A 15,536-nucleotide genomic window follows, 5' to 3' on the forward strand; every position below is an offset into this window, starting at 1 on the left:
TTATCATCACCCTTCATTGCTTGGCCAAGCCGCCGCTGCAAGTGCTTCATCCCAAACACGGCTTAGTCTGGCGAAACGTGTTGCCATCTGATCTACGGCCTCAGCATCAGTCATATTGCCAGTCAGCCACGCACGGGCTGCATCACCAAAAATCGTGCGACCAACAGCAAACCCCTTAACCAAAGGTTGTTTCGCAGCCATTGCGAAACTTGCAGCTAATTCATCTTCGGGCGCATCAAGGCCAAGAACCACAATTCCGCGTGTATTGGGGTCGTTTCGATCAATCGCATCTACTGCGTTTTGCCATGCCGCATCGGTTTTAAAGGGCTCTAGCTTCCACCAGTCGGGGTAGACACCTGCGTCATAAAACTGCTGGATTAAGGTCGCTGTACTGTCGTCATCAACAGCGCCCACCTTCGACGGGATCACCTCGAGTAGGAATTCAAGCTTGTTACGCCGTGCCGCGGTGAACAATCGTTTGACCACAGCTTCCTGATTTGTGCGGGTTTCAGCATCGTCGTCGGGGTGGCAAAAAACCAGTAGTTTCACAACATTTTCGCGAGCCCACTGGTTAAATTGACCGCAATCGGCGCCCAGTTCGGCCTCAAGTTCGATCGGGCGTGAACCGGGCAGTTCTGTAGGGCGACCTATCCAAAGCCCCGTCCCAGAGGCGGAGTGCAATGCCTCGCGTCCAATGCGGTTGTCACATAAAATGCCATAGCCCGGCTTACCGTCTTGGACTTGTAAGGCAGCTTGCAAACATAGTTTTTTAAACGCGCCACCCTTTTGCAGCGTATAACCGTCCATTTCTTCAAGCTGTAGCCGATGGTCGAAAGCAAAGGTGCGTACCGTGCTCCAGTCGCCATGTCGATTTGTCGCCCAATGGACTTGTTCAAGCTCTGCATCATTGCGCAAATCTTTTCGCACAATGCCCCGTTTGAAAAAGAATTGAAGCTCTTGCCAACTTGGGTAGGCTGGTGTGCAGCCATGGCGGCTAACCGCGAAGGCACCGCAAGCATTGGCATATTTCAGCGCTGTCGCCCAATCTTCGCCGTCCAGCCAACCCTTTAGAAGGCCGCTCATGAAACCATCCCCGGCGCCTAAAACGTTAAAGACCTCGATTGGGAATCCCGGACCAGTTTGTCCACCATCTAAACTATCCGGAATATCGCCTTCAAATGCGGTTGCACCCATTGGACCGCGTTTGCAGACAAGCGTCGCATCAGACACTTTGCGTACAGCGCGCAGCGCCGCAAGCGTATCTGTTGAACCACCAGCGATATGAAACTCTTCTTCGGTACCAACAATCAGGTCAAAATAATGCAGTGTTTCCTGAAGCTTTGCGGTGACGGCCTCGGAGGCGACGAAACGATTTTCACCGTCGCCATGTCCAGCAACGCCCCAAAGGTTAGGCCTGTAATCAATATCGAGCGCCGTTTTTAGACCTTTTTCGCGGGCAACCTTAAGCGCCTTCAGCACCGCAGCTTCGGTGCGTTTGTGCGACAGATGCGTTCCCGTAGCGACGACAGACCGCGACGATCCGATAAACTCTGGATCGATATCATCCTCGCACAACGCCATATCAGCGCAATTTTCACGGTAGAAAATCAAAGGAAACTGTTCTTCGTCGCGGATACCTAAAATCACAAGCGCGCTTAACCGATCTGGGTCCGTCTTCACGCCTTCGATTGAAACACCGTGCCGCGCTAATTCTTCAAGAATGAAGCGCCCCATATGTTCGTCACCGACACGTGAAATCAGTCCGGATTTCAATCCAAGCCGCGCGGTTCCGCAGGCCATATTCGTAGGGCTACCGCCGATATATTTATCAAACGACCCCATATCCTCGAGCCGGCCGCCGACCTGAGATCCGTAAAGATCGACGCCTGCGCGACCAATTGTAATTACATCAAGTTGCTGTTTCGTCATCGTTCTACCCAAGTGATACTACGTGGCCGTTTGATCCGGCCATCGCGTGAATAATGCGTTCAATACCCAGCCCCTGCACAAAATCGGGGCCTTTATTTTCTTCGCCTGAAATCGCGACCAACAGATCCCGCGCCTCAATGACCTTTTGTTCGTTAAAGCCAAAGTTATGGCCGGGGGCCGGACAAAATGCGCCAAAATCCGGCTGCATAGGCCCTGTTAGATGCCGGGTAAAACCGGCCTCTCCCTTGCTGCAAACCCATAGCTCGTTCATGTTTTCTTGATCAAAAACGATGCTGCCGTCACTACCATGAACTTCCCACTGAAGCCGGCATTTCCGGCCACGCGCCACACGTGAGGTTGCAAAGCTCCCGGTCGCTCCCGAGGCGAAACGCAGCATCGCCATCGCGCTATCTTCGTTTTCAACCTGCTTCGGACCATCAGAAGAAGGGCGTTCTGGCACGACAATACTTGTCAGCGCACTTAGAGAACTGACCGGCCCCATCAACGCTAACATTTGACTCACAAGGTGGCAGCCAAGGTCGCCCAAGGCGCCAAGGCCGCCAGCCTCGTGGGTCATCCGCCAACTCCATGGGAGGTGTTCGTCAGCGGAATAGTCTTCATCGTACACACCGCGAAAGCTGTGTGGTGTGCCGATGTAACCGTTATCGATGATCTGCAACGCCGTCTGAAATGCCGGCGATCGCAGATAGTTGTATCCCAGCATCGTGACTTGGTTTGGATGCAGTGCGGCCAAATCTGCCATCGACTGTGCGTCTTCCAACCGCAAAGCCATCGGTTTTTCCAACCAGACATGTTTACCTGCACTAATAGCAGCCTCTGCCATTTCTCGATGCATGCCATTCGGCGTGGTGATCGACACAACATCAACAGCAGGGTCAGTTACGGCTGCGCGCCAATCATCCGTAGCCCGTTGAAATCCATACTGTTCGGCAAGGCGTTCTGCGCCAGCCATGTTTGCATCGCAAAGCAATTCCAAACGCGGGCGCGCGCCACCAAAAACGGTAGCGACATTGTTCCATGCCATCGCATGGCATTTCCCCATGAAACCTGTGCCGACTAGCGCAACACCCAACGATTTCTTTGGCATTCCGAGCATTCGCATTTTCTTTCTTCATGCTGTTAGGTCAAAAAATGCGGGCGGGGCCACGTTGGCCACCGCCCGCAGGGGGGACCTAAACAGTGCCGCCAAGCGACCCTTCAAGAGTGGCCAATTCTTGTCCACCAGCCATCAAGTCCTGCAGTTCCGCAGGCGTGATATTACCCTTAGATGCGGTGCCCAGCGTCTGACCACGGTTCAACACTGTGAACCGATCGCCAACAGCCATCGCATGTCGCACGTTGTGCGAAATGAATACGACACCAACGCCTTGTTCGCGGACCCGTGCAATTGTGGACAATACATTCGACGTTTGCCTAACACCCAGCGCCGAAGTCGGCTCATCTAAGATCAGCACCTTTGCGCCAAAGTGGACAGCACGTGCAATCGCGACGGTTTGGCGTTCGCCGCCAGAAAGCGTACCAACAGCCTGATCTGGCGCACGCAAGTTGATGCCCATATCGCGCATCTTTTCGACACAAATTTCATTTGCTGCGTCGATGTCGAACCGCTTTAAAATACCACGCCCCTTTGTGGGTTCGCGGCCCATAAAGAAATTGCGGGTCACGCTCATCAACGGAATCATTGCAAGGTCTTGGAATACGGTCGCAATCCCCGCCTCCATCGCATCACGTGGAGAATTAAACGAAAGCGGCTTTCCTTCAAAATTGATCGTTCCTGCGGTTGGCTTGTGAACGCCAGACATGGTTTTGATGAACGTCGATTTCCCAGCGCCATTGTCACCAAGCAGACAGTGGCATTCGCCCGGGAACACATCAAAGGTGACACCATTCAACGCGATAACGTTTCCAAAGTGCTTTTTGATGCCTTCCATATGAATAATAGGATTGGTCATATCAGCGCTCCCCGGTGACGCGTTTGCGGATGGCATTGTTAAAGACTACAGCAATCAACAGCATGCCGCCCAAGAAGACTTGGAACCAATCTTGGTCAAAGTCGGTGTAGGTCAGCCCGATGGTCACCATCCCAAAAATGATAGCGCCAAAAAACGCACCAATCGCTGAACCGTACCCGCCAGTCAAAAGACAGCCACCGATTACTGCCGTAATGATTGCTTCGAATTCTTTCATGAACCCGCGCCGCGCATCAGTCGATCCGGCGTCGATCACAGTGATGATTGCAACCAGCGCCGCAGCCATAGCAGTCACCATAAAAAGAGAGATTTTGACCCGACGTACCGGCACACCAGAATTCTGTGCTGCATTGGAATCGCCACCTGTGGCAAAGATCCAGTTTCCAGCAGACGTACGCAGCAAGATATAAGTGGCAACAAGGGCAAACGCGATGAACCAAAGAATTTCAACGGGAACACCGGGCACTTTTGGCAGACCTGATTTGAACGTTTCCAAGACCCCTATATCGGCTAGTTTTCGGAAGACAAATCCGAATGCCTCGCCTGAAAAAATGGGCGTCAAAAAGTCGTTTTCGACCGCATCACGCACCCCACGTAATTGGGTGGACCCGTCAGTGAACAGCTTTAACCCAACCAGAGAAGCGCCGCGCAAGATGAAAAGGCTGGCAAGTGTCACAATGAACGAAGGCAACCCCGTCCGAATGACGATCATTCCATTCACCGCGCCAATCGAAGCGGCAAAAGCTAGTGTAAGCGGGATAGCAAAAATAAGAGGGAGCCCGACGTTAACTGTAAACACCCCAAAAATCATGCCCGCGAAAGCAACCATCGATCCAATCGACAGGTCAAACTCTCCGCCAATCATCAGCATCGCCGCCGCGATTCCAAGAATGCCAAGCTGCGCAGCCGGCGTCATAAAGTTCATAATTCCTGACAGTGTGAACATTGCGCTGTCGGCAGTGATCATAAAAAATATTGTCACCAAAATAACGCCACCGATGGCACCCAGCTCCGGGCGCTTCATTAAGCGTGTCATGAATGGCTCTGATTTGATGCGTTCGTCGATCCCCGGATTGGCTTTTGCCAGCATGTGATCGGTCCCCCTTGAAGACTTAGGAACGGGCTGCAAATTTTCTGCAGCCCGCAATTTTCGTTTAGCGGATGCCTTGGGCAGACAGTTCGATGACGAGACCTGCGGCGTCCTGAGTAACCAAGTTCGGGCCAGACGGCACATCACCGCCAGGAACCAAACCGTATTCAGCGTTCATCGCCAGAAAAACGACCGGCAGATAGCCTTGAAGGAATTGCTGTTGGTCAATTGCAAAGGATGCTTTGCCTTCTGAAACGGCTTCAAGGAAACCAGCAGAAAGATCAAAAGACGCGATCAACACATCATTACGGCCAAGTGCCTCTACGGCAGCAACAGCGGGTTCACCGACCAGTGATGCACCTAGACCAAGAACGGTATCGACGTCTTCGTCGGCCTCAAGTGCGGCGCGTACTTTGGCCTGCACTTCTGTTGGATCGTTTTGTGTCGGAATAACGGATACTTCTTGGCCAAAGCCATCAGCGAAACCTTGGCACCGCAGATCAAGCGAGACATTTCCGACCTCTTGGTTGACGCAAATACCTTTGGACCCGCCCATCGCAGCCAGTTTTTCACCCGCAGCAACGCCTGCGTCATATTCGGACTGACCGACGTGCAACAACGCGCCAAGTTCGGCCGCGACATCCGAACCCGAATTCATCGAGATCACAGGAATGCCCGCAGCGACAGCGCGCTCAATTGACGGCCCAAGAGCATCTGCATCTGGGATGGATACAACCAGCCCGTCAGGTTCTTGGTTCACAGCCGCATCAATTAGCTGGCTCATCGCGACCATATCAAAGGTTTCTGGCGACCGAAAATCGACGCTTACGCCGGTGTGTTCCGCAGCTTTTTCAACGCCGTTTTTTACAACTGACCAAAACGGATCATTTGCCTGACCGTGTGCAACAACAATGATGTCTTGCGCCATAACCGGCGCTGCACCTGCAAGTGCAGCCGTCGCGGCGACCGTTGCCAATAGTGTTTTCATGATAGTTTCCCTCCCTAAAAGGTTCTTAGATTGTCGGCAGCTCCCCCTGCCGGATTTCACCTAGCTATTCAGCTAGGCATTGGGGCCTGCGATGCAGGCCACATTCGAATTCTTAAACGTCGACGAGCTGTCCTGTCTGTGCGGACAAAGTCGCGGCTTCGGCCATTGCGAGAGCTGCAACGCCATCTTCCAACGTGATCGGCATCGGGGTTTTGTCGATGACTGCCGTTACAAATGCCTCCCACTCTGCGGCATAGGCAGGCATGTAACGTTCAAGGAAGAAGTGAACCGGCTTGCCGGACACGACACCCTCGACGGTCGATTTTACGACAGAATTTTCAAGTATATTATGTGCCTGAAGCAACCCATATGACCCCAGCAGTTCGATCCGCTGATCGTAACCGTAAACGGCGCGGCGACTATTTTTGATGACAGCAATGCGGCCATCGGCATATGTCATCGTGACCACAGCGGTATCGACATCGCCAGCCAGTCCAATCTCTTCAGACACCTGAGATGTACCAACTGCACGAATGGAAACCGGGCGATCATCCATCAAAAAATTCGCCATATCGAAATCGTGAATCATCATGTCCCGGAACAATCCGCCGGACACTTTGATATACGACACAGGCGGTGGTGCAGGATCAAATGACGTCAAAGACAAAAGCTCTGATTTACCGATCTCACCCCGCGCGCTTTGTGCACGTAGCGCTGCAAAACTAGGGTCAAAGCGGCGATTAAAACCGATCATGATCGGGCTGCCCATGTCTTTCGTCGCGATCAGACATTGCTGGGCCCGCTCAAGCGAAAGATCAACAGGCTTTTCGCATAACACAGCTTTGCCCGCTTTCGCGGCGGCTTCGATAAAATCAACGTGCGTGTCGGTTGATGTCGCGATCAATACTGCATCAATGTTTGGATCACTAACGATCTCGGCGGAACTGCGTGCCTCACAGCCGTATTGCGCGGCCAGCGTCGCCGCGGCTGGCGCATGAGCGTCTGCAACCGCAACAAGTGACGAACGCGAGTTTCCCGCAATATTTACAGCGTGCACCTGACCAATGCGTCCAGCACCAAGTAAACCAACTTTCAGCATGTATTCCTCCCGAATCTATATTGCAGATCCCTGCTTGCGGCGAATGTGCATCAATCTTGCACGCGCGTGCAAGCTCTTTTTGCACTCGTGTGCAAAAAACCCTCTAGGCCCCAAAATGGGTCATTTTCGTTAGGGCTATGAATTTGGATAGGACGATCTTAAAACGATTGGGATCGACAAAGGAAAATAGGCTTGCCCAAGAACGAAGCATCCGAAAACGTGACTGCCGATGATGTGGCCGTAGCTGCAGGCGTTTCTCGCTGGACCGTAAATCGGGCGTTCAAGAAAGACGCCTCTATTTCACCAATGACGCGTGAAAAGGTCATGCAAGCGGCAAGCCAGTTAGGATATCTACCTGATCTACGCGCCGCAGCCCTTGCATCCGACAAGTCCAACCTTGTTGCTTTGCTGGTGGATGATTTTGCAAACCCACACAAATTGGTGATGCTTGAACGCCTCACAAGAGCATTGCGCTCGCGTGGGTGGGATACGCTGCTCGTTAACACGCTTAACGCGGAAGATGCCGGCCCGGCAATTGCGAACGCCAGCCAGCGGCGCGTCGATGCAACTATTCTCATTGGCATTCAATTTGACGACGAAGTGCTGGCGGCCGCCCTTGGCGCACGCAGGCTACAAAAGCTCATCATCTTTGCACGCACATCAGAGAACCCCAACACGATCTCTATTGCGGTCGACGACGCAGCAGCAACACGTGAAATAGCCCAATACGTGCTCGATCGCGGCTATAAGCGTCCCTTCTATTTTGCGGGGCCGCGCACAGTTTCCGCCCATTTAATGCGCAAGGAAACATTTCTGGCACATTGGCTGAAACACACGGACCAGACAGTACCCTCAATGAGCGCACCATCATACGATGCAAACATTGCCGCTGAAATGGTTGGTCACCAATTCGCCAATCAACAAGAAACCACGCGGCCCGACATCATCGTTTGCGAAAATGACGCACTTGCCATCGGCACGATCGACGCAATCAGACACCAGCTGGGCCTGCGCGTACCTGAAGACATCGCGGTTATAGGCTTTGATGATGTTCCATTAGCAGCAAGCCCAAACTACAAGCTCACTACCTACAGACAGCCACTGACTGCAATGGCAGATTATCTCGTCGACGTGTTGGAACAATCAGAATCCAAAGACATGACACGCACATTCCACGGACAACTCATCACGCGAGACAGCGCATAGCAAGGTTGCGAATGGCGCTTAGGGCAGTTTTAGTGCGTTCACCTGATGGTCATGGTATCGAGGCTTAAGGCCTTGGCTTTGTCACCCTTTAAACAAGCGATTCCAAGGGCTGGTATTCCGGGAGCTTGCTCACGCAGATCGAAAACGTCCAATCTTATCAGCATCAGGCATAGAAACCGGTACTCCAGCGCGCTCTCATAATGGATCTCCCTCGGCCAAGAGCGCGCGGCGAAAGGGCTTGTCGGCACAGGCGAAGCCATCTTGGCTGAGAGGAGGGCGGGTTCCACAAATTCGTTCGGCTTTCGATGGTGTGTATCTGTAGGGCTATAGCTAAAGACTTGGGGGCTGCTCACACGACTATTTTGAGGCTTCGGTGATGTACCTTACTTTGACGTGTGTATCCATATCTTCAAGCGCCATGAGCCAGTGCGCGTTCAAAGATCCTTCGCGGAACCGGCCATTGAAGGCTTCGTTGAAGGCATTATCAGTGGGCTTTCCTGGTCGTGAGAAGTCCAGCGTGACGTTGCGCTGATACGCCCACAAGCCCATGTCCCGAGAGATAAATTCGCTCCCGTTATCGAATCTGATCGTCTTGGGATACCGGCAAGCACCTCTTAGCCTGCAACTAGTCTAAGCGCGTTGCGTGATTATAAATTTTCGCCAAATTTGGCTCGTGCGACTTATCCATTCAATACGCGTCGACCATATTCGCGCAAATTGCCGTTTGGATCGACATATCGATACAGCGTTACAGTTCCAATTCCGAGTTCTTGGCAAAGTTGTTTGACAGTGATTTCTCGACTGGCACACAATCTTTTGTGCTCGTATGACCTGTTTCTTTGACAGCTTGAATCGCGGACCTCCAACGATCCCACGCGCACGCGATTGAGTTAAGCCTTTCAATATCTTATCGCTGTGACATTCTCTTTGGAAATCAGAAAGAAGCGCTCAAGATTCAAGGGCTTTGCGACCAGATTTCGACGAGAAATCAAGGTCGGATCCAAGGCCAGATAAGACGTTCAGACCGGTCTCGCGACGCAGAAAACACCACCGAGCTCAACGATATCAAGCGTGTGATCTCCTAAACGATCCAACGTCAAAACGATCAATGTGCTTTGGGCGCGCAGGGCTTTGAGGTAGTTGCGCAGACCAATTTGGTTATCGCGTTTCTTTTGACGAGTGTCGGAAAATATTCGGTCTGGGACCACGCCATAAGCCATCAGTTTCTCGCGTTGAAGGACAAGGCAGGACATATCTTCATGCGGGCACTTGGATATGTATCCGAATAACAAGGGTCAAACCTCACAGCCGATGAACACAAAACACGTCAAACGTGTCTGATATAAAGGCTATACGCGATTTTAAAATTTCGAAAGAGGGGACTGTTGCGCATTTACTGAGTTGACACGCAACTTGCATAGTTACGCTCCAATGACAAAAAAGGGTGATCAGGAACCCATAATAGTTCCTTTTTCAGCCTTTAAAATACAATGAAATCAACGGACCTAAATCTGAATTGCGCAGCCAAGTTTCCTTTTCGGCAGCATAAATATTCCTTTTAACGCCAAAGAAAAAGCCAGCGGAACGCTGGCTCTATCTCGAAGTGGTGATAGGTGACGTGCTATCTCATTTTAGCACGTCAGATCGTCGGAAAATTCGTTGTGTCTTTCGGCCGAGAGGCAGGGGCAAATATCGTGCATTGATGAGTTCTTTAGTCATGTACTGGATGCTTTCTTCCCTTAGCAAACAGAGTTTTTTCAACGAAATATACTTTCTGTCAAACTCAGAAACGGATTTCTTTGATACGATCTGCCAGCGTTGGCGCGTTTCTTGAGGTGAACGTGAAACAGTGTCGATGAAACCTAAACTGATCAGTGCGCGAACAGTTTTGGTGTCAATCTCAAGGGTTTCTGCAGCGTCACTGAGGCTGCAAAATGTCCCATTCTGTTGCGCCATTGCTTTTTGCACCACAGGAAATGACACCCTAAATTCGTGGAATTTGGCCGTTTTTGGATTGTCGGCGTGAAGAGTTAATCGTTCTGACAGTATGAGCTTTAGTAGCTCACCTAGCCCCCACTGAGACCTAACAGCCACCTTTGAGAAGGGCTCGGTGCCAGCATCAATCGAACCGTCACTTTTGATGCACTGCTTTCTTAGCTGAGCAAGAAACGCAGAGACTTTGCGACTGTCATAATAGGGTGCCTTAGTGTCAAGTTTCAGCTCAACCTGAAATATACCGGCTTTGACTAGAATGAGTAATGTTCCGCGCTCAATGCCCAGAAAGCTTGCGGTGCTCTTTGCATCTCGTAACTTCTCGATATCGCGCACAATCTGTTCTATCGTCTCCAAACTGGGATAGTCAGGCAAGACTGGGCGGCTCCCGTCAGGGGGCTTTGGTGCAAAGCCTGTTTCGATCAAGCGCTGTTCAAATTTCCAACGGCTAATCCCAAACTTTTTCTGGGCAGTTCTAGGAGTAAAGACGTGTTGTCTTGGGCAGACCTCACCTAACACTACACCACCTTCAGGCACCGGAAAATTCGACCAGATGAACGGGCGAACAAGATTACGGATGTCGTCAAACGCAGGATCCTTATTGCGATCACGTAGCCACTTGAAGAAGATCCCATAGCGTTCTCGGTACTGTTTAACATCTACTGGGGACTGTAACTGTATCATTTTCAGTGTATCGGTTAATGCTTTGGGGCCGTGCTGCAGGACATCAAATCCCTTGCAGCCTGCTTTGAGCCACTGCTCTACCGTTATTTTTGACCGTGGAATTTCGGGCCCAAAAGCGACTAAAAATCCGAAGTTTTCGCATAACTGCGTTGCGACGTGGAGTGGAAGGCTATCGAGCCAGCTATTGGCCGGACCGTTTTCAAGCCGTGCCAACAGCCAACGCTCGAAATTTTGATCGTCCCGCCGTACCGGAGCGGCAGTTTTTGAAATGCTCTGATCAAGAATTCGAGAATAGTCGAAATTATCGGACCGATTTTTAGGCTCCGGTAAATCTACCAACATGCATAGGTGGCGATGGCAGGTGCGGATACTATAAAGTTGCCAGATGCCCAGGTGAACAGGGCCGGTCTCTCCGTGTCTTTCACGGCTTTCGGAGATGCAGCGAGGGCATGCGCGCACACGGGTGCGATCAAAGGAGGTAAATTTAAGCTTCTCCTCTCCAAGCTGAAAATACCCATCATCTCCGAATTTTGGGGTCCAGAATGAAACTGCCTTTGGATCGCAACCGGCAACACTTGAAAGTCGATTGATTTCGTTGTCGTTCCCATTCGCCAGAGCCTTGTGGTCAAGACCAAGGTCAGAGCAAAAGGTGAGCATACGCGGAACTCCATTGCGGCGTGCAAGCCGAGATGCCAACGACATAGCGCTCTCACCAATGGTCAACTCTACGGTCAGAGGCAGTTGAGAAATTTCAGTCACGGTCAGTCTCCCGGGTAAAGACGCGCCTGGCATCGATTGCGTAGTAGTCATCGACAATGAATGGGTTAAACGCATCTGCGCATGCGGTGCGATCCGTGTACGTTTGTGCGAAATGATGTTGACTGAGAATTTCGTCACCGCGGACGTAAGCTAGCTCGATTGCTTCGATTATGATCTCGATGACTAAACCAAATTGAAACGCTGCGGCATGTATCAGGCGTTCAGACAACGGGATGCCGACGGTATCACTTGCCAATCTTATTTGGCCCCGTTTGGCGTAACCGGCAAGCAACCCCTGCACATCTTCTGCATTCGCGCCTGCAGAAATAGGATCGAAGCGGATTGTGTTCATACGCCGTGCTAGTTGCGGGTCGTGGTTTAATATCTCTTCAAGTTCAGTGGTTCCTGATAAAATGATGCCAACTGGCCAATCCTCATCTGTCATCAGTGTTTTCAACATGGAGGCAACCGAGGTCATTTCATTGCGGGTCCCGCGTGAACTGAGATCCTGTGCTTCGTCCAGATGTAAGAAAAGGACTTTGCGTTCGCGGAGTTGAAAACGGACCAAATCCCAAATGTACCATGCCTGTCTTTCGGCAGAGAGTTTGTAGCCAAGCGCCCTCAAAACCATTTGCCCTACAGATTTTAGTGTCGCTGGGGATGGCACTCGCAAGCTTATGATGGCCCCATGGGGCAGGTCATGTTCCGCAAACCGCTTCCAAATACCAGAAATGAGGTGTGTCATTGCACGACTCTTACCGGTGCCAGATGCGCCCGACAGGGCGATACCGCGCGCCTCGGTGATCCGGTCGGCGGACAAGTCTGCCAACCTCTTTTCCATCAGCAGCGATAGCCGCTCTTGCAGTGGTTCGAACCGTTCATGCCAGACGAAATGGTCCTTCAGGGCCGCGATGCGGTCAGCGGTATTGCCGAGGTCACTCTCCATCATCAAACCTCCATGATGACCTGCGTGATGGCTTCTGATGGTCAGTAGCGGGCAGGGGGTCTTCTGGCTGGTTTTCAGACATCGAAATTTCTAAGCCATCGGCGAGCGGATCTCTGCTAATTGCGCCCGATGATAGCTTTTCCTCTGCCGAACGAAGGGAGTAGTGGAGGGCCTTTTCATTCCGTCTGATCTCATCGTCGGTCACATGGAACGGGGTTAGTTCCGACCTGATCATTGCGGCACGATTTGTGTCAGAGATCCGAGAAATAGCCCGTTGTATAATTGGAAAGTTGAGTTCGGCTTGATTTTGGAATTTCAAACGCAATGACCGTGAGGCTTCTTTAAGGACTTCATAGGATACACCATCCAACCCGGACACATTCGCTGTTGCTGCGTGCCAAACACCTCCCACTTTGACCAAGATCCAGCCGAGATCACGGGTGTCGACACAGATTTCGACTTTCCGTTCGGGCGAGTGCAAAAATGCTTCGCGCAATGCATCACAGCTATAACCTGTGCGGGCAAAAAGAACGCCATCGCCGCGCAACTGCCTTTCAAACCGCCGTCCAAAGGCTTTTCGCATTACATGCCCGTCCGGCGTGAATGGCGTGCCTTCCACTGCCACTAGCCGGTCCCAACAATCGCCCGGCGTTTCACCACCCAGAGATCCGTGGGGCTGGTTGTGATAAATATCGACAACAAACGTGATAAGAACCTGAATTAAGTCATCGTCACTGAGGCATGCCAATTGTTCAGAGGGATAATCGCCGCGCTCAACTGGATTAAAAAATGTACGCCCCGACAAAAGCGGCAGCAATTGATGACCCAATGTGCGAAAAAATGTCTCAATGTGACCTCGTAGCCATGGAAGGCCACCCGGTGGAAATTGAAGGACGATTCCAAGCGATTTCGCTGCGGTCTGGAATGCTTCGGACGCGAATGCCGAACCCTGATCCACCGCCAGCAAACCAATCTGCCCCGATTGATGCCACGTACTTTCGCAATCGCAAGCCTGCGCTATCGCAGTTTTGTCAGTATAGACATCTCGCAACGTGCGAATTGCCTCATCCGCCGAAGGGTTTTCAGATATGCGCAGGGCTAGAATGGACTTGGTGGCACAATCGATAGCGACACAAATCCACCGGCGACCTTGCTCCAAGGCGACACGGCGTTCTGGAGCAAGGTGTTCAAGTATACCGGTGGCTGCCAGTAATGACTTGATATCCAGTTTGCACTCATCCATTTCAACACGTTCCATGGGTGCAATCACATCAACACCGGTCTCAAACAATGTGAATTTCTTGTTTGCTGCCGCGATGCCGTATCGCTTCGCATGGATGTAGTATGGATCGGCTTGCGCAAGTCGCGCGCGAACCGCGCGGACGGATGGAACATGAAGGGGATGTTCATCGGTCTTTCGACGGCGCTCGTTTTCCTTTTTAATTGCTGCGATCGTCGCGTCGATCGCAGCAATTTTTGTTGGGCGTTGTGTATCAGCATAGGTCTCTATGACGCGAGATATCCATGCCTCTGTCTCATGGCACCAACGCAGCCCGTGGTTGCCAGAGCGGTGCCGTTTGGGGATGAGCGAGAGTGGGTCGTACCCACTATCTTGATAAGTTCGAACCCAATTGAAGACAGATTTTGAGCATGGAAATTTTAACTTGCGCAAGTCCGTGCCTGCACGTTTGCCTTTGTTGCGGAATTCTTCGCCATCACGTCTTAAGGCCTCGGCTTCGAGTTGGGGTTTCATCTCATTAAAGCTGGCCTCGGTCCGATTGATGAGCCTTCGAACTTCAAAGTCGATGTAGGCGTCGCAGATCGCTTGACGCCAAAGAACTTGCGGTTTCCTTTTGTCATCAAGGACCGACAAAGCATCGAATGCTACGCTGGATTGAAGCTTACGATCCGACCAGTCAAAATACCCTGGCCGGAAAGTTGCCTCAGGCGTCTGCACCAGACTGAACAGCTCTTCATGTGAGAAGACCTCTGTTATTCCAGGCTCATCGGCGCGTTCCAAGATAACGCAATCCGAGGTCACCTCAATCGGTCGGTACTGGACGCCACTGAAGCAGAACATATCGGATTTCCCAAAGCGAAAATGATAGGTCATGCTGCAGCCTCCGTCAGGCTAGGGCGGTTCCGCATCAATTGCCGTGCGGCAGCGGTCGCAGCCTTTCGGTCCAACTGTTGTTCCGTGACAAGAACAACTTTGTCAGCGAAATGCTTGGGGGTCGCATTGCGGATGATTTCAAGCTCAGCAACAAATCCCAGCTTTATCACACGATCCAATGGTTTGATGGCGAAAGCGACACGTTCGCCGTTTGTGAATGTCACCAAGAAATCGAAGAAGTGAGTTTTGGGTGCGTTATCTTGCCCTCGATAACGGATCCCCGGTGCTTGCTCACGCAGATCGAAAACATCCGGTCTTATCAGCATCAGGCATAGAAACCGGTACTCCAGCGCGCTCTCATAATGTATCTCTCTAGGCCATTCATACGCTGGCAGCATTGCAACCATCAGGCCGCGCAAGCTGGCCGTTGATCGGGTTAGTACTTTTCGGGCCGCACGGCTGGCATGCGGTTCGCGATAGATAAATTTGTTTTGATTCTTTTTCATGACTTGTGACGCCGTTTGTTGGGCGAGCCGATAGCTCTGATGAACAGCCGTGTTTGACTGATCGCCCAAAGGCGTTTCTCCTGTGATTGAGTAAAGGGCACTAACCGTCAGCATTGCCGACGCTTAGCCTTGACTTTTTGACGATTTTCAGGAAAACAGGACGCATCGTACCAAACGAATTTAGCGGCCTTGGGAGTACCACCTCCTAGGGTCGTTTTCCTTTAGGGACTAAG

Annotated in this window: 12 protein-coding genes and 1 pseudogene; 1 reads left to right on the forward strand and 12 read right to left on the reverse strand. The window is 51.7% G+C overall.

The window, feature by feature from the left end; translation table 11 throughout:
- Window positions 1–6: 6 nt before the first annotated feature.
- From CLV80_RS17475 to iolG, 6 genes are all read right to left on the reverse strand, one after another.
- Window positions 7–1,929, reverse strand: a complete 1,923-nt coding sequence (locus CLV80_RS17475; RefSeq protein ID WP_106359230.1) for a bifunctional 5-dehydro-2-deoxygluconokinase/5-dehydro-2-deoxyphosphogluconate aldolase — start codon at window positions 1,927–1,929, stop codon at window positions 7–9.
- Between the two features lie 4 nt (window positions 1,930–1,933).
- Complete coding sequence (locus CLV80_RS17480; RefSeq protein WP_106359231.1) at window positions 1,934–3,046, reverse strand: Gfo/Idh/MocA family protein; 1,113 nt, start codon at window positions 3,044–3,046, stop codon at window positions 1,934–1,936.
- Between the two features lie 76 nt (window positions 3,047–3,122).
- Window positions 3,123–3,902 (reverse strand): ATP-binding cassette domain-containing protein, encoded by a 780-nt coding sequence (locus CLV80_RS17485; RefSeq protein ID WP_106359232.1) that lies wholly within the window; start codon window positions 3,900–3,902, stop codon window positions 3,123–3,125.
- A gap of 1 nt (window position 3,903) precedes the next feature.
- Window positions 3,904–5,010, reverse strand: a complete 1,107-nt coding sequence (locus CLV80_RS17490; RefSeq protein WP_106359233.1) for an ABC transporter permease — start codon at window positions 5,008–5,010, stop codon at window positions 3,904–3,906.
- 64 nt (window positions 5,011–5,074) lie between these two features.
- Window positions 5,075–5,998 carry a sugar ABC transporter substrate-binding protein gene (locus CLV80_RS17495; protein ID WP_106359234.1) on the reverse strand — a complete coding sequence of 308 codons (924 nt, stop codon included), beginning with the start codon at window positions 5,996–5,998 and terminating at the stop codon, window positions 5,075–5,077.
- Window positions 5,999–6,110: 112 nt separating this feature from the next.
- Complete coding sequence (gene iolG / locus CLV80_RS17500; protein ID WP_106359235.1) at window positions 6,111–7,097, reverse strand: inositol 2-dehydrogenase; 987 nt, start codon at window positions 7,095–7,097, stop codon at window positions 6,111–6,113.
- A gap of 192 nt (window positions 7,098–7,289) precedes the next feature.
- On the opposite strand from iolG, the gene CLV80_RS17505 reads away from it, so the two are divergent.
- Entirely contained in the window at window positions 7,290–8,303 is a 1,014-nt protein-coding gene (locus CLV80_RS17505; RefSeq protein WP_243394612.1) for a LacI family DNA-binding transcriptional regulator, read from the forward strand.
- 366 nt (window positions 8,304–8,669) lie between these two features.
- Here the strand turns inward: CLV80_RS17505 and CLV80_RS17515 are convergent.
- From CLV80_RS17515 to CLV80_RS17540, 6 genes and pseudogenes are all read right to left on the reverse strand, one after another.
- Window positions 8,670–8,903: pseudogene (locus tag CLV80_RS17515) on the reverse strand (integrase core domain-containing protein); the annotation flags it as partial.
- Window positions 8,904–9,322: 419 nt separating this feature from the next.
- Entirely contained in the window at window positions 9,323–9,556 is a 234-nt protein-coding gene (locus CLV80_RS17520) for a recombinase family protein (protein ID WP_106359238.1), read from the reverse strand.
- Between the two features lie 373 nt (window positions 9,557–9,929).
- Window positions 9,930–11,738: a TniQ family protein gene (locus CLV80_RS17525; protein WP_165793420.1), complete on the reverse strand. Its 1,809-nt coding sequence runs from the start codon at window positions 11,736–11,738 to the stop codon at window positions 9,930–9,932.
- Window positions 11,731–12,687: a TniB family NTP-binding protein gene (locus tag CLV80_RS17530; protein ID WP_106359240.1), complete on the reverse strand. Its 957-nt coding sequence runs from the start codon at window positions 12,685–12,687 to the stop codon at window positions 11,731–11,733. Before CLV80_RS17530 ends, CLV80_RS17525 begins: the two co-directional genes overlap by 8 nt.
- Window positions 12,674–14,797: a TnsB C-terminal domain-containing protein gene (locus tag CLV80_RS17535; RefSeq protein WP_106359241.1), complete on the reverse strand. Its 2,124-nt coding sequence runs from the start codon at window positions 14,795–14,797 to the stop codon at window positions 12,674–12,676. The genes CLV80_RS17530 and CLV80_RS17535 overlap by 14 nt, the downstream gene beginning before the upstream one ends.
- The gene (locus CLV80_RS17540) at window positions 14,794–15,303 is read right to left on the reverse strand and encodes a PDDEXK family nuclease (RefSeq protein ID WP_243394613.1); all 510 of its coding nucleotides are present in this window, start codon (window positions 15,301–15,303) and stop codon (window positions 14,794–14,796) included. Before CLV80_RS17540 ends, CLV80_RS17535 begins: the two co-directional genes overlap by 4 nt.
- Between the last annotated feature and the right edge of the window lie 233 nt (window positions 15,304–15,536).

It is taken from the genome of Yoonia maritima, assembly GCF_003003285.1.
GTDB lineage: Bacteria > Pseudomonadota > Alphaproteobacteria > Rhodobacterales > Rhodobacteraceae > Yoonia > Yoonia maritima.